This window comes from Pseudomonas sp. SBB6 (genome assembly GCF_024213215.1).
Lineage (GTDB): Bacteria > Pseudomonadota > Gammaproteobacteria > Pseudomonadales > Pseudomonadaceae > Aquipseudomonas > Aquipseudomonas donghuensis.
Genome location: NZ_JANAVH010000003.1, coordinates 103,960 through 124,622 on the forward strand (window position 1 = coordinate 103,960; position 20,663 = coordinate 124,622).

The 20,663-nt window shown below is 62.4% G+C and carries 18 protein-coding genes; 5 read left to right on the plus strand and 13 right to left on the minus strand.

The genetic code is table 11. The annotated features are described in order from the left end of the window. Positions 1-36: 36 nt before the first annotated feature. From NLX68_RS06555 to hrpA, 5 genes are all read right to left on the minus strand, one after another. Complete coding sequence (locus NLX68_RS06555) at positions 37-1,350, minus strand: OprO/OprP family phosphate-selective porin (RefSeq protein ID WP_254283380.1); 1,314 nt, start codon at positions 1,348-1,350, stop codon at positions 37-39. 198 nt (positions 1,351-1,548) lie between these two features. Beyond that, on the minus strand, positions 1,549-1,779 hold the full coding sequence (locus NLX68_RS06560; RefSeq protein WP_254283381.1) for an anti-sigma factor: 231 nt from the start codon (positions 1,777-1,779) through the stop codon (positions 1,549-1,551). After that, positions 1,773-2,384, minus strand: coding sequence for an RNA polymerase sigma factor (locus tag NLX68_RS06565; protein WP_254283382.1), 612 nt, complete (start codon positions 2,382-2,384; stop codon positions 1,773-1,775). Before NLX68_RS06565 ends, NLX68_RS06560 begins: the two co-directional genes overlap by 7 nt. A gap of 111 nt (positions 2,385-2,495) precedes the next feature. Then, positions 2,496-3,617: a beta-ketoacyl-ACP synthase III gene (locus NLX68_RS06570; protein WP_254283383.1), complete on the minus strand. Its 1,122-nt coding sequence runs from the start codon at positions 3,615-3,617 to the stop codon at positions 2,496-2,498. A 206-nt stretch (positions 3,618-3,823) separates the two neighbouring features. Continuing rightward, the gene (hrpA, locus tag NLX68_RS06575) at positions 3,824-7,729 is read right to left on the minus strand and encodes an ATP-dependent RNA helicase HrpA (protein ID WP_254283384.1); all 3,906 of its coding nucleotides are present in this window, start codon (positions 7,727-7,729) and stop codon (positions 3,824-3,826) included. Between the two features lie 187 nt (positions 7,730-7,916). Here hrpA and NLX68_RS06580 point away from each other — a divergent pair, with 187 nt between their 5' ends. The 3 genes from NLX68_RS06580 (at position 7,917) to NLX68_RS06590 (ending at position 10,880) form a co-directional block, all read left to right on the plus strand. Continuing rightward, entirely contained in the window at positions 7,917-8,081 is a 165-nt protein-coding gene (locus NLX68_RS06580) for a hypothetical protein (protein WP_167336594.1), read from the plus strand. Between the two features lie 96 nt (positions 8,082-8,177). After that, on the plus strand, positions 8,178-9,542 hold the full coding sequence (locus tag NLX68_RS06585; RefSeq protein ID WP_254283385.1) for a glutamine synthetase family protein: 1,365 nt from the start codon (positions 8,178-8,180) through the stop codon (positions 9,540-9,542). Between the two features lie 30 nt (positions 9,543-9,572). Further along, positions 9,573-10,880 (plus strand): FAD-binding oxidoreductase, encoded by a 1,308-nt coding sequence (locus NLX68_RS06590; protein ID WP_254283386.1) that lies wholly within the window; start codon positions 9,573-9,575, stop codon positions 10,878-10,880. A gap of 97 nt (positions 10,881-10,977) precedes the next feature. On the opposite strand, the gene fadD1 is transcribed toward NLX68_RS06590, so the two are convergent. Together fadD1 and fadD2 are read right to left on the minus strand one after the other, a co-directional pair. Beyond that, entirely contained in the window at positions 10,978-12,675 is a 1,698-nt protein-coding gene (gene fadD1 / locus NLX68_RS06595) for a long-chain-fatty-acid--CoA ligase FadD1 (RefSeq protein ID WP_254283387.1), read from the minus strand. A 265-nt stretch (positions 12,676-12,940) separates the two neighbouring features. Continuing rightward, on the minus strand, positions 12,941-14,629 hold the full coding sequence (gene fadD2, locus NLX68_RS06600; protein WP_254283388.1) for a long-chain-fatty-acid--CoA ligase FadD2: 1,689 nt from the start codon (positions 14,627-14,629) through the stop codon (positions 12,941-12,943). A gap of 209 nt (positions 14,630-14,838) precedes the next feature. On the opposite strand from fadD2, the gene NLX68_RS06605 reads away from it, so the two are divergent. Then, positions 14,839-15,783 carry an alpha/beta hydrolase gene (locus tag NLX68_RS06605; RefSeq protein WP_254283389.1) on the plus strand — a complete coding sequence of 315 codons (945 nt, stop codon included), beginning with the start codon at positions 14,839-14,841 and terminating at the stop codon, positions 15,781-15,783. Between the two features lie 35 nt (positions 15,784-15,818). Beyond that, positions 15,819-16,289, plus strand: coding sequence for a MaoC family dehydratase (locus NLX68_RS06610; protein ID WP_010223082.1), 471 nt, complete (start codon positions 15,819-15,821; stop codon positions 16,287-16,289). A gap of 3 nt (positions 16,290-16,292) precedes the next feature. On the opposite strand, the gene NLX68_RS06615 is transcribed toward NLX68_RS06610, so the two are convergent. The 6 genes from NLX68_RS06615 to NLX68_RS06640 all read right to left on the minus strand — a co-directional run bounded on the left by NLX68_RS06615 (position 16,293) and on the right by NLX68_RS06640 (position 20,587). After that, a complete protein-coding gene (locus tag NLX68_RS06615; protein ID WP_254283390.1) occupies positions 16,293-17,528 on the minus strand; it encodes an RNA polymerase sigma factor in 1,236 nt (411 codons plus the stop codon). Then, on the minus strand, positions 17,528-18,019 hold the full coding sequence (locus NLX68_RS06620) for an SRPBCC family protein (protein ID WP_254283391.1): 492 nt from the start codon (positions 18,017-18,019) through the stop codon (positions 17,528-17,530). The genes NLX68_RS06615 and NLX68_RS06620 overlap by 1 nt, the downstream gene beginning before the upstream one ends. A gap of 19 nt (positions 18,020-18,038) precedes the next feature. After that, positions 18,039-18,383: a YciI family protein gene (locus tag NLX68_RS06625; RefSeq protein ID WP_010223085.1), complete on the minus strand. Its 345-nt coding sequence runs from the start codon at positions 18,381-18,383 to the stop codon at positions 18,039-18,041. Between the two features lie 86 nt (positions 18,384-18,469). Beyond that, positions 18,470-18,904: an SgcJ/EcaC family oxidoreductase gene (locus NLX68_RS06630; protein ID WP_254283392.1), complete on the minus strand. Its 435-nt coding sequence runs from the start codon at positions 18,902-18,904 to the stop codon at positions 18,470-18,472. Positions 18,905-19,143: 239 nt separating this feature from the next. Further along, positions 19,144-19,629 (minus strand): GyrI-like domain-containing protein, encoded by a 486-nt coding sequence (locus NLX68_RS06635; RefSeq protein WP_254283393.1) that lies wholly within the window; start codon positions 19,627-19,629, stop codon positions 19,144-19,146. A 298-nt stretch (positions 19,630-19,927) separates the two neighbouring features. Further along, on the minus strand, positions 19,928-20,587 hold the full coding sequence (locus NLX68_RS06640; protein ID WP_254283394.1) for a LysE family translocator: 660 nt from the start codon (positions 20,585-20,587) through the stop codon (positions 19,928-19,930). Positions 20,588-20,663: the final 76 nt, after the last annotated feature.

Consider the following 20,663-nt stretch of genomic DNA (forward strand, 5'->3'; position numbering starts at 1 on the left):
GGGGCTGAAGATCTAACGGATGAGGAGCGGTATTGCTTAGAACACGTACTGCGCGCGCATGACGAAACCGTCGCCGCTGTCGTCGCCGGCAGCGTTCTCGGCATTGTCGACCTTGGCTTTGACGTACACGCCGCTGAGCTTGATCGACTCGTTGGCGTACCAGTTCAGACCAACGTTATGCACCTTGCCTTCGATATCGCTGACGTTGGCAAACGCGCCGTTGTCGTCATCGACGCTCAGGTGGTCATAGCGGTAGAACACTTCCCAGGCACCGATCTGTTTGTTCGACGGTTTGATGCTGTCGAACTTGCCGAGCTTGTAGCCACGGGCCTCACCGGTGATGGTGTAGGCCAGCTGGCCGTAGTAGCCGTCAGCCTTGATGTCGGAGAACGCGGCGCTGTCGGCCTGGACGTCACGCTTGACGTATTCGCCCTGAGCCGAGAACGGGCCCATGGCCCAGGCCGCTTCCAGACCCCAGGCCTTGTCGGTGTCATAGGCACCGGCCGGGGTGTTGTTGCGGCCGCCCAGGGTCAGGCGGTTGCCGTTGGTACCGGCATCCTGGCCGCCGTCGGTGCTGACGCCGCGCATGCCCAGGCGGCTGCGGATACGGCCGTCGAACGCGGTGTCGGAGAGGTCGCGCTGTGCATAGTTGATACCGAAGTGCAGGACGTTGCCGGCTTCGTGCATCGGTGCGAAGACGCCGCGCAGGTTGAACTGCTTGGTGCTGTCGCCGTCCTTGTCCTGGTTGGTGGCGTCCTTGGCGAAGGCACCGACCGAGCCATACAGCGAGTCACCGGCGTTGCCCGAAACCTGCAGGCCCAGGCCGCCGTTGTGGGCGTTGGTCCAGTCGACCAGGTCGTAGGCCGCGGTGCGTTCCTGAGCGGTTACCCACTTGGAGCTGGTGGCTTTTTCCAGGCCGAACTCAGGGTCGAAACGACCGAACTTGATCGATACCGGGCTGAAGCCGTTGTAGGCCAGCGAGGCTTCATCGAAGTAACCGTCTTCGGAGCGATTGTCACCGCCGGAGTTGTGCGAGAAGTCGTAAGCGATCTGGTAGGCCCAGTCCTTGTACATCACGCCGCCCAGCTCCAGGTAGGCGCGGCGGAAGTAACCGGCGTCAGCGGTGTTGCCGTTGTTGGTGTAGAAACCGTCAAAACGGCTGTAGTCGGCCTGAATCCGACCGCCCAGCTTGAAGCTGAACTCTTTGTCGGTGGTAGCGACCTCGAGGCCACCCTTGGTCTTGACTACGATATCGGCGCCGTCGGTGGTCACGGTACCCGCGAAAGCCTGGGCGGTAACGGCCATGGCCAAGGCGCTGGCTGCGAAACCTGCGAAGTGCTTACGGATCATCGAAGAAGCTCCCCTACTTTATGGTCTTGATAATGTTGGAAAAACACGCGGCTCAAGCCACTTGTGCTGGGGAGGAATCTTGGCGGGGGCTTATGTCAGATCAGTGGCTTTTAGATAAATGTTTTGTGACAAGGGAACTTTTTTACTTCGAAATGAAATAAGCCGGAAAGCTCCGTTGCAGAGCCTTCCAAGCGTGATTCAGGAGTTTTTCAGCGCCCGGGCCAGACGCTCGGCCAGGGCATCGCTGTCGACCACCGGCGCCTCCGGCAAGGCCCGCACCGTCGCCTGGGCCACGCGCATCTGCTTGAGAAAGCGCCGGCAGTGACGACAGAACAACAGGTGCTGACGCACCATCAGGCGCTCGCCCAGGGTCAGTTGTTCATCCAGGTAGTCGCTTGAGCGGGCGACGAGTTGCTTGCAGCTCAGCATTGGCCGGTTTCCTCGAAATGTTCCAGGGTCGCGAAGACCTTCAGGCGCGCCCGGTGCAGCAGCACGCGGACATTGGAGAGGGAAATCTCGAGAAGATTACAGATCTGCTCAAGCTCCAGGCCCTGCCGCTCGCGCAACACCAGCACACTGCGTTGCAGTTCCGACAGGCTCAGCAAAGTATGTTCAAGGCATTCGCGCAACTGCTCACGGCTGAGCATGGCCTCTGGCGTGTCTTCGTGCCAGGCCGAGGGCCCGTGCAGCCAGTGCCCGTCAGTGGCGAAGCGCTCGTCGCCGACCGTGCCATGAGGGCCAGGCAGGTCATCGAGCAGCACTTCGCGACGGTTCTGTTTGTAGCGGGTCTTGGCCGCGTTGGCGGTAATGGTGAGCAGCCAGGTCTTGAGGCTCGAACGCTGCTCGAAGCCCTTGAGGTTACGCACCACCGCCAGCCAGGCATCCTGTACCGCCTCATCGGCGTGCCGGCGGCCGACAATCGCGTAGGCGACTGCGCGCATGGCGCCCTGATAGGTGTCGACCAGTTCCTTGAACGCTTGTTGCTCACCCTTGAGCAGCCGCTCCAGCAAGCGGGCTTGTTGTTCGCCAGTCATCGCCATCCATCCATCGTTCTGCGGGTAGAGTCCGATTAGGCGGATTTGTTACAGCCAACGCCATCAGCGAAGTGCACCAGCACGGTGGGACACTTCGCCCTTAACTGAAGCTCAGCGCTTGCGCAGGATCACGCTACCGATCGAATAACCGGCGCCGAACGAGCTGAGCACGCCCAGCGCGCCCTGTGGCAGGTCATCCTGATGCTTGTGCAAGGCGATCACCGAGCCTGCCGAACTGGTGTTGGCATAGCTGTCGAGGATCACCGGTGCCTCTTCTTCCAGGGCATCACGGCCGAGCAGTTTCTTGACGATCAGGTGGTTCATGCTCAGGTTGGCCTGGTGCAGCCAGAAGCGCTTGACGTCGCTGACGTTGAGGCTGTTATCGGTCAGGTGCTGGCCGATCAGCTCGGCAACCATCGGGCAGACCTCGCGGAACACCTTGCGGCCTTCCTGGACGAACAGCTTGTCGGGGGCGCCGATGCCCTCTTCGCCCGCGCGGTTGAGGAAGCCGAAGTTGTTGCGGATGTTGTTCGAGAACTGGGTCAGCAGCTTGGTGCTGACAATGTCGAACTGATGCTTGGAGGTCGCCAGGTCGGCGCGCTCGACCAATACGGCGGTGGCTGCATCACCAAAGATGAAATGGCTGTCGCGGTCACGAAAGTTCAGATGACCGGTGCAGATTTCCGGGCTGATCACCAGCACCGCGCGGGCCTGGCCCAGTTGCACGCTGTTGCAGGCGGTCTGGATGCCGAAGGTGGCCGACGAGCAGGCCACGTTCATGTCGAAACCAAAGCCGTTGATGCCCAGGGCCTGTTGCACTTCGATGGCAATGGCCGGGTACGGGCGCTGCAGGTTGGAACAGGCAACGATGACCGCATCGACGTCCGCAGCCGTGCGGCCTGCGCGTTGCAGGGCCTGCTCGGCGGCGGCCACGGCCATCTGGCAGAGGATCGACGGTTCGTCGTTGGCGCGCTCCGGCAGGCGCGGCTTCATGCGCTGCGGATCGAGGATGCCGTCCTTGTCCATGACGAAGCGGCTTTTGATCCCCGAGGCTTTTTCAATGAAGGCGGCGCTGGACTCGGCCAGGGCCTGGACCTCACCGCGCTCGATGGCGCCAGCGTTGTCGCGGTTGAACTGCTGCACGTAGGCGTTGAAGGACTCCACCAGCTCTTCGTTGGAGATGCTGTTGGCCGGGGTGTACAGGCCGGTGCCGCTGATGACGACGTTATGCACGGTCGTTCCTCTGTTCGTGGCCATTGCCAGCCCGGCAACGGCCTGTTCGGTCGGTTTTAGTTGGCACCAAAGTACCAACTTTGACTGGCAATGACCCTGACGTGCAGGGCCCCTGCGCAGTGCTGCATTCGAGAGCCGCGCACGCCCGGCAGGTAATTCCGGGGTACGCGGCGAATATCAGCCAAGTGTGCCACAACTGCAGGGGTTTAGGCTTCCACCTGACTCCACTGCTTGCTCAGTCGTTTGTCGGAAACCGGCACCTTGGTACCCAACTGCTGGGCGAACAGCGACACCCGGTATTCCTCCAGCCACCAGCGGTACAGCTGCAGCTGCTCATCGCGCTTGCCTTCCTGGGCATGCTTGTCGAGACGGGTCTGGTACTGGCTCCAGAGGTTGCCCAGCTCACCACTCCAGACCCGGTCCTTCTGCACCTGGGAACCGAGTTTCTCCAGGCGCAATTCGATGGCCCTGAGGTAGCGTGGCAGTTCCTTGAGCCACAGCCCCGGGGTTTCGCGGACAAAGCCCGGGTAGACCAGGTTAGCCAATTGCTGCTTGATGTCGTTGAGGGCCACGGCCTGAGCCAGGTCGATCTTGCCCTTGAAGCGCTTTTGCAGGCCGTGCCAGAGTTTGAGGATGTCCAGGGTCAGGCGCGCCAGGCGTTCGGCGTGCTCGGCCCAGCTTCCGCGCTTGCGCTCGGCCAGCGAGGCCAGGCCTGCGCCATCGCGCGGCAGGGTGCTTTCACCTTCAAGGATGCAGCTGTCGAGGCTGGCCAGCAGGATATCTTCGACCAGCGCCTCGACCCGGCCCAGTTCACGGTACAACAAGCCAAGCTCGGTCAGCCCCGGCAGCTTGCCGCGCAGGAACTTGGCCGGCTCCGCCAGTTGCTGCAGCAACAAGCGCTGCAAGGCACGGCGGTGCTGGAATTCGGCTTCGGCCTGGGTCGAGAAACGCCCCTCCTTGACCGTGCCGTTGTCTTCCACCAGCGCCGGATACACCGTCATCGACAGCCCGGCAAACTTCTGTTGCGCGGTCTCGGCCACCTGGGTAAAGGCCTTGGCCTGCACCGGCTGCTGGCTTTGCGCAGTCTGCGGCACCGCCAATGCCGCCTGACTGGCAGCGGCGAAGCGTGCAGTCAGTTCAGCCAGGTCGCGGCCTTCACCAAGGAACTTGCCCTGGCCATCGACCACTTCCAGGTTCATCTTCAGATGGCTGTCGACCTGCGAAGCGGCTTCGGCCCAGGCTTCATCGCTGACCCGCGCACCGGTCATGCGCAGCAGCTCGCGGCCCAGCGCCTGGGGCAACGAGCCTTCGCCAAAGCTCATGCGCTGCAACGCGGCCTTGACGAAGTCCGGCACTGGCACGAAGTTCTTGCGCAGCGCCTTGGGCAGGTTGCGCACCAGGCCAATACACTTGGCTTCCAGCAGGCCCGGCACCAGCCACTCCAGGCGCTCGCCCGGTAGGCTCGGCAACAGGGGCGCAGGCACCCGCACGGTGACGCCGTCTCGCGGATGGTTCGGCTCGAAGTGGTAGCTCAGGGCCAGGCTCAGGTCGCCCAGGCGCAAGGTGTCCGGGTACTGCGCGGCGGTGACTTCACTGGCCTCGCGGGCCAGCACGTCTTCCTCGCGCATGATCAACAGCTGCGGGTCTTTCTGGCTGTTGACCCGGTACCAGCTGTCGAACGTTGCGGTCTGGTGGATCTCCGCCGGCAGGCGCGCTTCATAGAAACCGTACAAGGTTTCTTCATCGGCGAGGATGTCGCGCCGACGGGCCTTGGCCTCCAGCTCGTCGAGCTGCTCAAGCAAGCGCCGGTTGGCGCTCAGGCATTTGGCCTTGGACTGGATCTCGCCACCGACCAGCGCCTCGCGGATAAACAGCTCGCGGGACATCACCGGGTCGACCGGGCCGTAATGCACTGGCCGACGGCCGACCACGATCAAGCCATAGAGGGTGACCTGCTCGAAGGCCACCACCTGGCCGCGCTTCTTCTCCCAGTGCGGTTCGAAGTGGTTTTTCTTGATCAGGTGCCCGGCCAGCGGCTCGATCCAGTCCGAATCGATCTTGGCCACCATGCGCGCATAGAGTTTGGTGGTTTCCACCAGCTCGGCGGTCATCAGCCACTGCGGGCGCTTCTTGCCCAAACCGGACGACGGGTGCACCCAGAAGCGCCGCTGACGGGCACCGAGGTAATCACCGTCTTCGGTCTTCTGGCCGATCTGGCTGAGCAGGCCGGAGAGAATCGCCTTGTGCAGGCGCGGGTAGTCAGCAGGCTCTTTATTGATGCTCAACTGCAGGTCGCGGCAGATCAGGCTCAGCTGCCGGTGAGCATCGCGCCATTCGCGCAGGCGCAGGTAGTTGAGGAAGTTCTTCCGACACCAATTGCGTAGCGGGCTGGCGGTCAGGGCCTGGCGCTGCTCCTCGAAGCCGCGCCACAGGTTGACCAGCGCGGCGAAGTCGGAGTCGGCATCCTTCCATTGGGCATGGGCCTGGTCCGCCGCTTGCTGGCGCTCCGGTGGACGCTCGCGCGGGTCTTGCACCGACAGCGCACTGGCGACGATCAACAGCTCGTTAAGGCTGCCTTGCTTGGCGCCTTCGAGCAGCATGCGGCCCAGCCGCGGGTCCACCGGCAGGCGCGCCAGTTGCCGGCCCAGTGGCGTCAGCTGGTTCTCGCGGTTGACCGCCGAGAGCTCCTGCAACAGGTTGAAGCCGTCGCTGATGGCCTTGCCATCCGGTGGTTCGATGAACGGGAACGCGTCGATCTCGCCCAGGCGCAGGTGCAGCATCTGCAGGATGACCGCAGCGAGGTTGGTGCGCAGGATTTCCGGGTCGGTAAAGGCCGGCCGCGCGTTGAAGTCTTCTTCGCTGTACAGGCGCACGCAGATGCCCGGCTCGACCCGGCCGCAACGGCCCTTGCGCTGGTTGGCACTGGCCTGGGACACGGCTTCGATCGGCAGGCGCTGGACCTTGGCCCGGTAGCTGTAGCGGCTGATCCGCGCGGTGCCGCTGTCGATCACATAGCGAATGCCCGGCACTGTCAGCGAGGTTTCGGCGACGTTGGTGGCCAGCACCACGCGCCGCCCCGGATGGGACTGGAAAATCTTCTGCTGCTCGGCCGGTGACAGGCGCGCGTACAACGGCAGGATTTCGGTGTGGCGCAACTGGGCCTTGCGCAACATCTCGGCGGCGTCGCGAATTTCGCGCTCGCCCGGCAGGAACACCAGCACATCGCCCGGGCCTTTGCCCAGGCTGCGCTCGTGGGCGGCGATCTCATCAAGGGTGGCGAGGATCGCCTGGTCAACGGTGAGGTCGTCCTCGACGCGGTTGCCCTCCTCGTCCTGCTCACTGGTCAATGGCCGGTACCAGGTTTCCACCGGGTAGGTGCGGCCCGACACTTCGATAATCGGCGCATCGTTGAAGTGCTTGGAGAAGCGCTCAAGGTCAATGGTCGCCGAGGTGATGATGACCTTGAGATCGGGACGGCGTGGCAGCAGGGTCTTGAGGTAGCCGAGCAGAAAGTCGATGTTCAGGCTGCGCTCGTGGGCTTCGTCGACAATGATGGTGTCGTAGCGCTCAAGAAAACGGTCGTGCTGGGTTTCGGCCAGGAGGATGCCGTCGGTCATCAGCTTGACCAGGGTGTTGGCGTCGCTCTGGTCTTCAAAGCGCACCTGGTAGCCAACCAGCGCCCCCAGTGGCGTGCCCAGCTCTTCGGCGACCCGGGTAGCGACACTGCGCGCAGCAATCCGCCGTGGCTGGGTATGGGCGATCAGGCCATGCTGGCCGCGGCCAAGCTCCAGGCAGATCTTCGGCAACTGGGTGGTTTTGCCCGAGCCGGTTTCACCGGCGATGATCAGCACCTGGTGCTCGGCCAGCACCTTTTTGATCTCGTCACGCTTGGCCGCAATCGGCAGGCTGTCGTCGTAACGGATGCTCGGCACGCTGGCCTGGCGCGCAGAGACCTGGGCGCAGGAGGCCTGAACCTTGTCGACCCATTGCGCAAGCTTGGCCTCGTCCGGGCGCTTGCGCAGCTCGTGCAGCTGCCGGCGCAGGCGGTGACGTTCGGCAATCATGGCGTGGTCGAGGTTTTTCAGCAGTTGATCAATCGCGTGGTCAGTCATGGGGGCTTTTTAGTCGTGCAGGTGAGCCTGCTTTTGCATGATCGGCTTTTTCAAGGGCTGCGATTGTCGCAGATTTGCCGACGCTCGGCACGGTTGCAGGCGGCCCGGACATTGTTTAGTCAAGACTTACCTGAAGTTGCATAAAGGCTTATTTAATGAACCTTCCCCGGCATGGGAGTATCCAGGCATGACTTCGTCTCCCGGTTTGCCCCGCCCGCTGCTGCGTCCTTCGTTCCCGAAGGTGCGGGCACGCTCTGGGGAAAATCCGCTGGTGCACATCATTCTCGCCTTCTGGGCCTTGTGGCACTGCCGCCATGCCCGCCCACCGGACGCCCGCCTCGCTCTGCACTGAACCGTGCGGCCAGCTTCTGGCCGACCTTCCTTGTCGATGACTGCCGCCTGACCGGCAAGGCAGTCCTGTGCGCCTGACGGCGCGAGCGAGAGCACCATGCAATTTGCCCCCATCGAGCAGGCCCGAACGTTCCTGGCCGCCAACCCCGATATCGAGATGATCGAGCTGTTCATCCTCGACGCCAATGGCGTGCCGCGCGGCAAGCTGCTGCACCGCGAAGAGCTGCTGGCGGTGTACGAAAGCGGTCGGCCATTGCCCAGCACCATCCTCGGCCTGACCCTGAACGGCGACGATGTGGAAAACTCCGGGCTGGTCTGGGATGTCGGCGACATTGATTGTCGCGCCTATCCACTGGAAAACAGCCTGGTGCGTCTGCCGTGGCGGCAGATTCCCACGGCAGCGCTGCAGGTCAGCATGCACCCCAGCGAAGGCCTGCCGGCGAGCATTGCCGACCCGCGCCATCTGCTGATCAAGGTCATCGATGCGCTCAAGGCCGACGGTTACTACCCGGTGATGGCCTGCGAGCTGGAGTTCTACCTGCTTGACCAGAAGCGCGACAGCCAGGGCCGGCCGCAACCGGCGCTGGACAGCGACGGCGGCCGCCCGCGTGGCACCCAGGTCTACGGCCTGCGCGAACTGGAACAGATCGAGCCGTTTCTCGCCGACCTCTATGCTGCCTGCAAAGCCCAGGGCATTCCGGCGCGCACGGCGATTTCCGAGTACGCCCCGGGCCAGGTGGAAATCACCCTGGAACATGGCGATGCGCTGCTCGCCATGGACCAGGCGGTGCGCTACAAACGCCTGGTCAAGGGCGTGGCGCACAAGCACGGGATGCAGGCCTGCTTCATGGCCAAGCCGTTCGATCACCTGGCCGGCACCGGCATGCACATGCACGTGAGCCTGGCCGACGCCCAGGGCCACAACCTCTATGCCAGCGAAGACAAGGCTGGCACGCCACTGCTGCGCCAGTCGGTGGCCGGCATGCTCGAGCTGCTGCTCGACTCACTGCTGCTGTTTTGCCCCAACGCCAACTCCTATCGACGCTTCCAAGCCAACAGCTATGCGCCGCTGGCGCCGACCTGGGGGGTGGATAACCGCACCGTCAGCCTGCGCGTGCCAGGCGGCCCGGCCAATAGCCGGCATATCGAGCACCGCATCTGCGGCGCCGATGCCAACCCTTACCTGGCCGCGGCGGCGATCCTTGCCAGCCTGCATCACGGCATCCGCCAACAACTCGACCCGGGCGCACCGGTCGAGGGCAATGGCTATGCCCAGGCCACCGAACTGCTGCCCACCGACTGGCTGACATCACTGACTGCGCTGGAGCGTTCGAGCTGGGCACGGGAGGCCTTCGGCGCCGAGTTCCTCGGCGTGTACCTTGCGGTCAAGCGCGCCGAGTACCGCCAGTTCATGGCCGAAGTCGGCGAGCAGGACTGGCGCTGGTACCTGACCCAGGCCTGACTCTCTCTTTTTGCGCCAAGGATTTTTGTCATGAATGCAGCCGTAAATCCCGGCCCTGCCCAGCGCAGTGCCTCCTACTACACCGCAAGCCTCAATGACGCCACGCAGTACCCGACGCTCAAGGGCACGGTGAAGGTCGATGTGGCAATCATCGGCGGTGGCTTTACCGGTGTCGCCAGCGCCGTGGAGCTGGCCGAACGCGGCCTGAAGGTCGCCATTGTCGAAACCAATCGCATCGGCTGGGGCGCCAGCGGGCGCAACGGCGGCCAGGTCACCGGCAGCCTCTCGGGCGATGAAGCGATGCGCAAGCAGATGCGCGACAAGCTCGGGGACGAGGTCGATGACTTCATCTGGCACCTGCGCTGGCGCGGCCACCAGATCATCGAGCAAAGGGTGGAACGCTACGGCATCGACTGCGACCTCAAGCGCGGCCACCTGCACGCGGCGATGAAAGATTCGCACATGGGCGAACTGCGCACCTTCGCCGCCGAGGCCGAGCGCCGCGGCATGGGCGATCAGGTCGAGCTGCTCGACCAGCATGCCATGCGCGAACACCTGCAAAGCCCGCTGTACTTAGGCGCCTTGAAGAACCGCCGTAACCTGCACCTGCACCCGCTCAACCTGTGCCTGGGCGAGGCCCGTGCCGCGCATAGCCTGGGCGCGTTGATCTTCGAGAACTCCGAGGTACTGGACATCATTCACGGCGACCAACCAGCCGTGGTGACGGCCCACGGCCGGGTCGAAGCCAAGCAGGTTTTGTTGGCCGGCGACGTCTATCACAAACTGGAAAAGCGCCAGCTCAAGGGCAAGATCTTCCCGGCCATGGGCGGCATCGTCACCACCGCGCCGCTGGGTGAGCTGGCCGCGCAGATCAACCCGCAGGACCTGGCGGTGTACGACTGCCGCTTCGTCCTCGACTACTACCGGCTGACCGCCGATGGCCGCCTGCTGTTCGGCGGTGGCGCCAACTATTCCGGGCGCGACTCACGGGATATCGCCGGTGAACTGCGCCCGTGCATCGAGCGCACCTTTCCGGCGCTCAAGGGCGTGCCGATCGAGTTCCAGTGGAGTTGTGCGATGGGGATTGTGGTCAACCGCATTCCGCAGCTGGGCAAGCTTTCGGATAACGTCTGGTACTGCCAGGGTTATTCCGGGCACGGCATCGCCACCAGCCATATCATGGGCGAAATCATGGCCGAAGCACTGACCGGGACACTGGAGAAATTCGATACCTTTGCCGGCTGCAAACACATCAAGGTGCCGATGGGCGATGTGCTGGGCAATCCGTTGCTGGCGGCGGGGATGTGGTACTACCAGATGCTCGAAAAATTGCGCTGAAACCATCGCTGGCAAGACAGCTCCCACAAGGGCCAATTACACCGTACCTGTGGGAGCTGGCTTGCCAGCGATCGAGCGCGAAGCGCTCGCCTGAAACTCAGGCGATCTTCTTAAGGCCCAGCTTCTTCAGCTCTTCATCACGCAGTTCACGGCGCAGGATCTTGCCAACGTTGGTCGTCGGCAACGCATCACGGAACTCGACAAAGCGTGGCACTTTGTAGCCGGTGACATTAGCGCGCATATGCTCCATCACCTGTTCCTTGGTCACGGTCATGCCCGGCTTGACCACGATGAAGATCTTGATCACCTCACCGGACTTCTCGTCCGGCACGCCGATGGCTGCACACTGCAGCACGCCCGGCAAGGCCGCCAGCACATCTTCGAGCTCGTTCGGATAGACGTTGAAACCGGAGACCAGGATCATGTCTTTCTTGCGGTCGACGATACGCATGTAGCCGTCCGGCTGGATCAGGGCGATGTCACCGGTCTTCAGCCAGCCTTCGCTGTCGAGGATCTCGTGGGTGGCATCTTCACGCTGCCAGTAGCCCTTCATCACCTGCGGCCCTTTCACGCACAGCTCGCCGACTTCGCCCAGGGCCAGTTCCTGGCCGGCGTCGTCGATGATCTTGCACAGGGTCGAGGGCATCGGAATACCGATGGTGCCGATCTGGTTCTGCTCGGCCGGGTTGACCGCTGCCACCGGGCTGGTCTCGGTCATGCCGTAACCTTCGCAGATGGCGCATCCGGTCACTGCCTTCCAGCGCTCGGCGACACTCATCTGCAGCGCCATGCCGCCCGACAGGGTGATCTTCAGGCCGGAGAAATCCAGCTTGCGGAAACTCTCGTTGTTGCACAGGGCGACGAACAAGGTATTGAGGCCGACAAAGCCGCTGAACTTCCACTTGCCCAGTTCCTTGACCATCGCCGGCAAGTCGCGCGGGTTGCTGATCAGGATGTTGTGGCTGCCGATCAGCATCATCGCCATGCAATGGAAGGTGAAGGCGTAGATGTGGTACAGCGGCAGCGGCGTGATCAGGATCTCGCAACCTTCGTTGAGGTTCGAGCCCATCAGCGCCCGGCATTGCAGCATGTTGGCCACCAGGTTGCGGTGGGTCAGCATCGCGCCCTTGGCCACCCCGGTAGTGCCGCCGGTGTATTGCAACACGGCCACATCATTACTGTCCGGATTGGCTTCCTGAACAGTCTTGCCGCGGCCTTTGCTCAAGACATCGTTGAACTTCACCGCTTTGGGCAGGTGATAGGCCGGGACCATTTTCTTCACGTACTTGATCACGCTGTTGATCAACAGGCGTTTAACCGGTGGCAACAGGTCGGCCACTTCGGTGACAATAACGTGTTTGACCTGGGTCTTGGGCACCACCTTCTCGGCCAGGTGCGCCATGTTCGCCAGGCAGACCAGCGCCTTGGCGCCGGAGTCATTGAACTGGTGCTCCATTTCCCGCGCGGTATACAGCGGGTTGGTGTTGACCACGATCAGGCCCGCCCGCAGGGCACCGAACACGGCAACAGGGTATTGCAGGACGTTGGGCAGCTGCACGGCAATACGATCACCCGGCTGCAGGTCGGTATGCTGTTGCAGGTAGGCGGCAAAGGCCCCCGACAACTCATACAACTCGCCGTATGTAATGGTTTTGCCCAGGTTGCTAAAGGCCGGTTTATCGGCAAAGCGTTGGCAAGACTGCTTCAATACCGCCTGAATATTCGGATACTCATCAGGATTGATTTGCGAGGCAATCCCGGCTGGGTACTTATCCTTCCAAAAATTTTCGATCATGGAAGCCCACTCCTCCAGCAACAGCGAATTCTTCACCGCAGTCGATGCGATTATTATTGATATAAGATTACGGTTTATTGCAAACCAGATAATCCGAAGCGGGCCGAGAGTAGCAGCTTTGCCAAGGGCCGCCTAGAGCTAAAGTAGCCCAAACAGTCACGTAAATGACTCTTGATTATCACGTAGTCATTTTTAGAGTAAAAATTCTAAAGTATTGAGTTTCAAGAAACAAGCCGCAAGCTGGAGGCGTGCTTGCGGCTTGCCGTCAGGCTATATCGCGCAACTCCCTGCGCAGAATCTTGCCCACCGCCGTCATCGGCAACGACTCCCTCAGCACAATGTGCTTGGGCACCTTGTAGCCCGTGAAATTGGCCTTGCAGTAGGCTTTCAGCTCTTCAAGGCTCACCCCGCCCTCACGCGGCACCACGAACAGCTTGACCGCCTCGCCCGAGCGCTCGTCGGGGATGCCGATCACCGCGCAACTGGCCACCTGCGGATGGCCCATCACCACCTCTTCGATCTCGTTGGGGTACACGTTGAAGCCCGAGACGATGATCATGTCCTTCTTGCGGTCAACGATGCGGGTAAAACCATCCGGGTCGATCACCGCAATGTCGCCGGTCTTGAACCAGCCTTCGCTGTCCAGCGCCTCGGCGGTCGCCTCGGGGTGCTGCCAGTAGCCTTTCATGACTTGCGGGCCCTTGATGCACAACTCGCCACGCTCGCCAAAGGGTTGCTCGACGCCCTCGTCGTCAATGACCTTGAACGCCGTGCCCGGCACCGGGATGCCCACGGTGCCCAGGCGCGCCAGCTGGCCATAGGGGTTGGTGCTGGCGACCGGCGAGGTTTCGGTCAGGCCGTAGCCTTCGACAATGCGGCAGCCCGTGAGGCTTTCCCAGCGCTCAGCGGTGGCCGTGACCAGTGCGGTACCACCGGAGTTGGTGACTTTCAGCGCCGAGAAGTCGAGGTTCTTGAACTCGGGGTGGTTCATCAGTGCCACGAACAGGGTGTTGAGCCCCAGCAGCGCAGAAAACTTCCACTTCTTCAGTTCCTTGATAAAACCAGGAATGTCCCGCGGATTGGTAATCAGCACGTTGTGGTTACCGGTAACCATCATGCACATGCAGTTCGCGGTGAAGGCATAGATATGGTAGAGCGGCAGCGGTGCAATCATCACCTCCTGCCCTTCCTTGATCAGGCGCTGGCCATCGGGCCCATGCTGGGAGAAACACGCCAGCACCTGGAGCATGTTGGCCACCAGGTTGCCGTGGCTCAGCATCGCGCCCTTGGCCAGGCCCGTGGTGCCACCGGTGTACTGCAGCACGGCGATGTCGTCCAGGCTCTGCGCCACCGGCTTGAGCGACTGGCCCTGGCCCCGGGCCAGGGCGCTCTTGAACGGCACCGCCTGGGGCAGACGGTAGTCAGGGACCATCTTCTTGACCTTGCTGACGATGGTATTGACCAACCAGCCCTTGGCCGTCGGCAGCATGTCGCCCATCTTCGCTTCGATGAGAAACTCGATGCCGGTGTCGGGCAGCACTTCCTGCACCAGCTTGCCGAACATGTTCAGGTACACCAGGGCCCGCGCGCCGGAATCCTTGAACTGGTGGCGCATTTCGCGGGCGGTATACAGCGGGTTGGTATTGACCACGATCAGCCCGGCGCGCAAGGCGCCGAACACGGCGATGGGGTACTGCAGCACGTTGGGCATCTGTACCGCGATGCGGTCGCCCGGCACCAGGTCGGTGTGCTGCTGCAGGTAAGCGGCAAAGGCCGCAGAATAGCGTTCGAGCTCAGCGTAGCTCAGGGTTACCCCGAGGTTGCTGAACGCCGGGCGGTCAGCGAACTTCTTGCAGGAGCGTTCGAATACTTCGACCACGGACTTGTAAGCATTTACGTCAATTTGCGAAGGAACGCCTGCCGGGCGCTTGTCATTCCAGAAATCAGCTTGCATTTATTCTTGTCCTCATACCTGAGCCGTTCCGGCCCCCTTGCCTGCTTGGCGAAGAAGGTGCTCTGCCGACGTTAGCAGGTATGTCGCAGGTGGCAAATACGCCAAGCGCTGTCATTAACATTGTGAATCTTATTGCTGAGGACCCTGCGATTGTTCGCCTGGGTTATACACTGAGCTGATTCTCCGACTTGTGTGCACAAGGACTCGCCATGCACCACGACGCGTTCTGGCTTGCGGCCAGCGATCACTGCAGCCTCTACGTTTACCAATGGCTGCCGGACACGCCGATCAAAGCGGTGGTGTTGCTCGCCCATGGCATGGCCGAGCATGCCGGGCGCTATCAACGCCTGGGCGAAGCCCTGACCAACGCCGGCTATGCCCTGCTCGCCCACGACCAGCGTGGCCACGGACGCACCGCCGAACTTGGCACTTTAGGCCTGTTCGCCCGGCACAATGGCTGGAACAGCGTGATCAATGACCTGGGCCTGCTCAGCCAGCACATCGGTCAGCAGTTCCCGGGCACGCCGGTGTTCCTGTTCGGCCACAGCATGGGCAGCTATATCGCCCAGGCCTACCTGATGCACCATGGCGCCAGCCTGCAGGGCGCAATTCTCAGCGGCTCGAACTTCCAGCCCCCGGCCCTGTACCGCACCGCGTGCCTGATCGCCCGCTTCGAAGCCTGGCGCCAGGGCCCGCTGGGGCACAGCGCGCTGATCGAATGGCTGTCGTTCGGCTCGTTCAACAAAGCCTTCAAACCTAACCGCACGGCCTTCGACTGGCTCAGCCGCGACAACGCCGAAGTCGACAAGTATGCTGCCGACCCGTTGTGCGGCTTTCGCTGCAGCAACCGTTTGTGGATCGACCTGCTGATGGGCCTTGAGCAAATCAGCCAGCCCCGCAACCTGGCGCAGATCGATCCGAACCTGCCGATCCTGGTAATGGGCGGCGAATGTGATCCGGTCAGTGCCGGCAAGCGTCTCAAGGATCTGGCCGGTGCCTTGCGCCTGGCCGGCAATCAGCACGTACAGTTGCAGCTCTACCCCCAGGCGCGGCATGAGCTGCTCAACGAAACCAACCGTGACGAGGTCACGGCCGCGATCATCGACTGGCTGCAGCAGGCGCTGACCATTGGTCGCCCCGCCCGCAGCGAATGACCGGCCGGCCGCCACGACAGAAGGAAAAACAAGTGATGACCCAGGTCACCAACACGCCGTACGAAGCCCTTGAAGTCGGCCAGACCGCCAGCTTCAGCAAGACTGTCGAAGAACGTGACATTCAGCTGTTTGCTGCGATGTCCGGTGACCACAACCCGGTGCACCTGGATGCCGAGTTCGCCGCCAAGAGCATGTTCAAGGAGCGTATCGCCCACGGCATGTTCAGTGGCGCGCTGATCAGCGCCGCGGTGGCCTGCGAGTTGCCTGGCCCTGGCACCATCTACCTGGGCCAGACCATGAGCTTCCAGAAGCCGGTCAAGTTCGGTGACACCCTGACCGTGCGCCTGGAAATCCTCGAGAAACTGCCGAAGTTCAAGGTGCGCATCGCCACGCGCGTGTTCAATCAGAACGACGAGCTGGTGGTCGACGGCGAGGCCGAGATTCTCGCCCCGCGCAAGCAGCAGACCGTCGACCTGGTCAGCCCGCCACCCATCACCATCGGCTGAGCCTCACAGCTCGCGCAGGCGGCGCTCGATAAAGCGCCGCTCAGGGCCCTGGCGGGTCAGTTCAAGGGCGCTGCGATAGGCCTCGCGGGCTTGCTCCAGCCGGCCTAGCTGGCGGCACAGTTCGGCGCGGGCCGAATGGGCCAGGTGATAGTCCTGCAACTGCCCACGAGCCAGAATCGCCTCCACCGCCGCCAATCCCGCCTGGGCACCATCGCGCCGGGCCAGGGCGGCCGCGCGGTTGAGCTCGACCACCGGCGACGGCCAGTGCTGCAACAGCACATCGTACAGGCCGACGATCTCATGCCAGTCGGTTTGCTCGGCACTGGCCGCCTGCGCATGCACGGCGGCAATCGCTGCCTGCAAGCTATAGACGCCGAACTGCTGACTGCGCAGGGCCTGCTGCACCAGTTGGCAGCCTTCGGCAATCAGCTCGCGGTTCCACAGGCTGCGGTCCTGTTCATCGAGCACAACAAGCTCGCCCTGGGCATCGCTGCGCGCTTGCTGCCGCGAGGCCTGCAACAGCATCAGCGCCAGCAGGCCGAGCACCTCCGGATCGGGCAGCAATTGCTGGAGCAAACGCCCCAGGCGGATGGCTTCATCGCTCAAGTCATGGCGCATCAGGCTCTCCCCCGAAGACGCCGAATAGCCTTCGTTGAACACCAGGTAGATCACCCGCAGCACGCTATCAAGCCGCTCCGGCAGTTCGGCCAGCGACGGCACCTGATAGGGAATCCGCGCATCGCGGATCTTGGCCTTGGCGCGGACAATACGCTGGGCGATGGTCGCCGGGCTCTGCAAAAACGCGCGGGCGATTTCTTCGGTGGTCAGGTCGCAGACTTCGCGCAGGGTCAGCGGCACCTGGGCATCGGCGGCCAGCGCCGGGTGGCAACAGGTGAAGATCAGGCGCAGACGGTCATCCTCCAGCTCTTGGTCATTCACCTGAACCTCCTCGAGCGACGCCAGCGCCTGCATCAACTGCGCCTGAGAACGGTCGAAACGCGCCCGCCGGCGCAGGCTATCGATTGCCTTGAAGCGCCCGGTGGACACCAGCCAGGCCCTGGGACTTGTCGGAATGCCGTCGCGCTGCCAACGCTCGACAGCGATGAAGAACGCCTCATGCATGGCCTCTTCGGCGAGGTCGAAGTCGCCGAGCAGGCGAATCAGCGTCGCCAGGATGCGCCGCGACTCCTGCCGGTAAACGGCCTCCAGTTGCACCCGTACCTGGGCCAGGGCGGCCATCAGTCGGGCATCTGCGTGGTCACCACCGCCACCAGGCGATCCAGGCTCTCACCCCAGCCACGGTGAAAGCCCATCTCTTCATGGGCCTGGCAATCGGCAGCACTCCAGTGCCAGGCGCGGGCGGTGTATTGGGTCTTGCCATGGACGTCGTCGAAGGTCACCACCGCCGTCATGAAGGCTTTGTTCGAAGGCACCCAGCCCGGGCCGAAGGCATCGGTGAAAACGATCCGCGCTGGCGGCACGATCTCCAGAAACACCCCCTGATTCGGGTACTCGCTGCCGTCGGGGGCACGCATCACCGTACGAAACAAGCCGCCCACCCACAGCTGCATCTCACATTCCGGTGTGGTCATGCCGTTGGGGCCCCACCATTGGGCAAGCAGTCGCGGCTCGGTCCAGGCCCGAAACACCTTGCTCCGCGGCGCGTCGATCAGGCGTGTCAACGACAACTCATGCTGCGCCTTGGGCTGCTCGGGGGGTAGAAGGCTCATGGTGTTGTTCTCCTTCGCTTCAGGGTTGCAACTCTCGGATCGGCCGCACCTCGACACTGCCGACCCGCGCAGCGGGAATGCCCTTGGCAATGTTCAAGGCCTCGTTCAAGTCTCGCGCATCGACCAGATAGAAGCCGGCCAACTGCTCCTTGGTTTCGGCGAAGGGGCCGTCGGTCAGGCTCATCTGCCCGCCGCGCACGCGCACGGTAGTCGCGGTCTGCACCGGCTTGAGCGCCTCGGCGGCAAGCATGCGACCACTGCCCTGGATCGATTCGGCGTAGGCCATGCACTCGGCGTCGGCCGGGCTGTCGGGCAGGCTGTGCAGCAGACTTTCATCACAGTAGACCAGGCACAGGTATTTCATCGTCGTCTCCACAGCTGGGGATACTATGGCGGCAGATCGCACCGCCTTAGAAAGCGCGATTCGGCATAACTCTCGGGTTTTTCAGCTCAAGGCTTGAGCGAGAACAGCGCGGCACCGGACTCCATGTCGAACGGTGCCGACCAGTGCTCATGAATGACCTTCCATTGCCCGCCGATGCGCTGGTAGCCGACGGTAACCCGCATGTAGCAGCTTTGATCCTCACCGCCTTCGCTGCTGGCCGGGCCACAACGGTTGAGCCAATGCGCCAGCGCCAGCTCCGGGGTGGCCTGGATCTGCAATTGCTCGACCTCGAAGACCATCTCGCCCGGGCAATGCTCCATACAGGCCTGCCAGTGGGCGCGGTAGGCAGCCTTGCCCTTGAACTGCAGTTCCTTGACCGCATCGAAGGCGCGGATGTCATCGGCGTAAGGGGCGGTGATGGCCTCGATATCACGGGCGCGAACAGCCGGAATCCACTGTTCGATGAGTTGGCGGATTTCGTTCTCGGCGGCACTGTTCATGGTCGTGTCCTCTGCGCGATCAGACGCCGAACAACTCGGCGCGTTCACAGATGGTCGAATGGCAGTGGTTGAAATCGACAGACTGGGGAAACTGATTGCGAGCCCCAAAAACCCAACCCAAGGATCACATCCGCGAAGAACCAGAAAAGACCGACGGTGGTCCTCCCGCGGGCAATCGGGCCAAAACGCCTGGCGCAGTTCAAGCCAATCGGCTTATTGTGCATCGCTACAGCGTTCGATCATTTGTCTTCCAAAGGTAACCAGATTTCCATCACGCTGTGGCTGTCGTTGGGGTCGAAGTCCTTGCCATAGCGCTCGAACTCAGGCGCGTTGGCCACAGTTTCGCCAGACACCGGCACCCAGTCCTGCCAGATCGCCTGAAAGGTGGCCTTGAGGTTGTCGAGGCTGCCATGGTGCTCAAACACCGCATAACGCCGGGCCTTGAGCTCGACATGCTGAAACTCTGCAGGCAGCAGGTCGATGTCCTGCACCCGGACCCCGGCGATATAGTCGAAATTGCCTTTGCCGTCACCGTTGCAGCACACCCCGTAGGTTTCCCCGCCCACCTGCCCGGGTACCCGGCCAATGTGCTGCTCGAAGCGTTGCCACAGAGTGGGGATTTGCTGGAGGGTGGCCTGGCCATAGCGCTCACCAAGTCCGGCAACCGTGAAGGTACGACCGTCTTCGAAACGCGCGGGTTTGATCGGGGGAGTCTGCAGAGTCATGTCCTTTGCCTCGTTCGCCAGGGTAATGGGCACAGCGCATCCGTACCCACCGCTAGAGTAGCGGCAATTACCCATTCTCGTAATCTGCTTGAGGGCCTGCCCCGGACGAAAAGAGCCCCTTGCGGAGCTCTTGGCCTTATTGCGGAAGAAAACTGCCGCCGGAGCGTTTGGCGCGTTTGGCGGCGTGTTTTTCTTTGGCGGTTTTCAGTGGTTTTTTCTTCGTCATCTTTTTCGCATCAAGACCTTTCATCGAAGATCCTCCTGCCTGACGGCACCTGCGCACCGGTGTCTCGAATCATTATAGACCCGGGGTGGCCGCAGGCACGGCGAGGATGAACTCGCGGTAACCGGAAAGAATCACGTAGCCGGCGAAATAACAGAAAATGCCCGCCGACAGCAGGTACGACCAGGTCAGCAAGCGGTCACCCAACAACCGCCCGCCATGGCTGGCAATGCCGCACAACGACAGGCACCAGATCAGCCCGGCGGCAAAGAAGCCGGAGAGAAACAGCCCGGCTTCGAACAGGCTGCCGCCACCGGAACGGGAAATCAGCACCCCGCCGACCGCGGCAAACCAAAGGATGGCGCTGGGCGACGACATGGCCAGGAAGATCCCGCGCATGAACTCGCGCCAGCCCGATTCCACGACCACCTCGCCACGGGTCTCCAGGTGGGCGTTGCCGCGCAGCGCCGCCAGCAGCATCTTGATGGCAAACCACACCAGCAACACCGACCCGCCCAGCCACAGCACCCAGCGTACCGTTTCAAATTGCAGCAGCACGGTCATTCCGGCCAATGCCGCAATGGCATACAGCAGGTCACCGACACAGGTGCCCAGCCCCAGCCAGAAGCCCTGCAGGAAGCCTCGCTGCATGGCCAGGGTGATCATGGCGATATTGGCAATGCCGATATCCAGGCACAACGACAAACTCAGCAAAAATCCATTTGAAAAAGGCATCGACGTTCCGTAACCGCTGTTGAGGGCAGGCGCTATTTAAACGGTTTTTCGCCGGGCTGTATTGGAAGAAATTGCC

Coding starts and splice junctions, on each gene's coding strand:
- NLX68_RS06640 (WP_254283394.1), bottom strand. CDS start 20,587: ATGCCTTTTTCAAATGGATTTTTGCTGAGTTTGTCGTTGTGCCTGGAT.
- NLX68_RS06635 (WP_254283393.1), bottom strand. CDS start 19,629: ATGACTCTGCAGACTCCCCCGATCAAACCCGCGCGTTTCGAAGACGGT.
- NLX68_RS06585 (WP_254283385.1), top strand. CDS start 8,178: ATGCAATTTGCCCCCATCGAGCAGGCCCGAACGTTCCTGGCCGCCAAC.
- fadD1 (WP_254283387.1), bottom strand. CDS start 12,675: ATGATCGAAAATTTTTGGAAGGATAAGTACCCAGCCGGGATTGCCTCG.
- fadD2 (WP_254283388.1), bottom strand. CDS start 14,629: ATGCAAGCTGATTTCTGGAATGACAAGCGCCCGGCAGGCGTTCCTTCG.
- NLX68_RS06610 (WP_010223082.1), top strand. CDS start 15,819: ATGACCCAGGTCACCAACACGCCGTACGAAGCCCTTGAAGTCGGCCAG.
- NLX68_RS06560 (WP_254283381.1), bottom strand. CDS start 1,779: ATGCTGAGCTGCAAGCAACTCGTCGCCCGCTCAAGCGACTACCTGGAT.
- NLX68_RS06565 (WP_254283382.1), bottom strand. CDS start 2,384: ATGACTGGCGAACAACAAGCCCGCTTGCTGGAGCGGCTGCTCAAGGGT.
- NLX68_RS06555 (WP_254283380.1), bottom strand. CDS start 1,350: ATGATCCGTAAGCACTTCGCAGGTTTCGCAGCCAGCGCCTTGGCCATG.
- NLX68_RS06625 (WP_010223085.1), bottom strand. CDS start 18,383: ATGAAATACCTGTGCCTGGTCTACTGTGATGAAAGTCTGCTGCACAGC.
- NLX68_RS06580 (WP_167336594.1), top strand. CDS start 7,917: ATGACTTCGTCTCCCGGTTTGCCCCGCCCGCTGCTGCGTCCTTCGTTC.
- NLX68_RS06590 (WP_254283386.1), top strand. CDS start 9,573: ATGAATGCAGCCGTAAATCCCGGCCCTGCCCAGCGCAGTGCCTCCTAC.
- hrpA (WP_254283384.1), bottom strand. CDS start 7,729: ATGACTGACCACGCGATTGATCAACTGCTGAAAAACCTCGACCACGCC.
- NLX68_RS06620 (WP_254283391.1), bottom strand. CDS start 18,019: ATGAGCCTTCTACCCCCCGAGCAGCCCAAGGCGCAGCATGAGTTGTCG.
- NLX68_RS06630 (WP_254283392.1), bottom strand. CDS start 18,904: ATGAACAGTGCCGCCGAGAACGAAATCCGCCAACTCATCGAACAGTGG.
- NLX68_RS06605 (WP_254283389.1), top strand. CDS start 14,839: ATGCACCACGACGCGTTCTGGCTTGCGGCCAGCGATCACTGCAGCCTC.
- NLX68_RS06615 (WP_254283390.1), bottom strand. CDS start 17,528: ATGGCCGCCCTGGCCCAGGTACGGGTGCAACTGGAGGCCGTTTACCGG.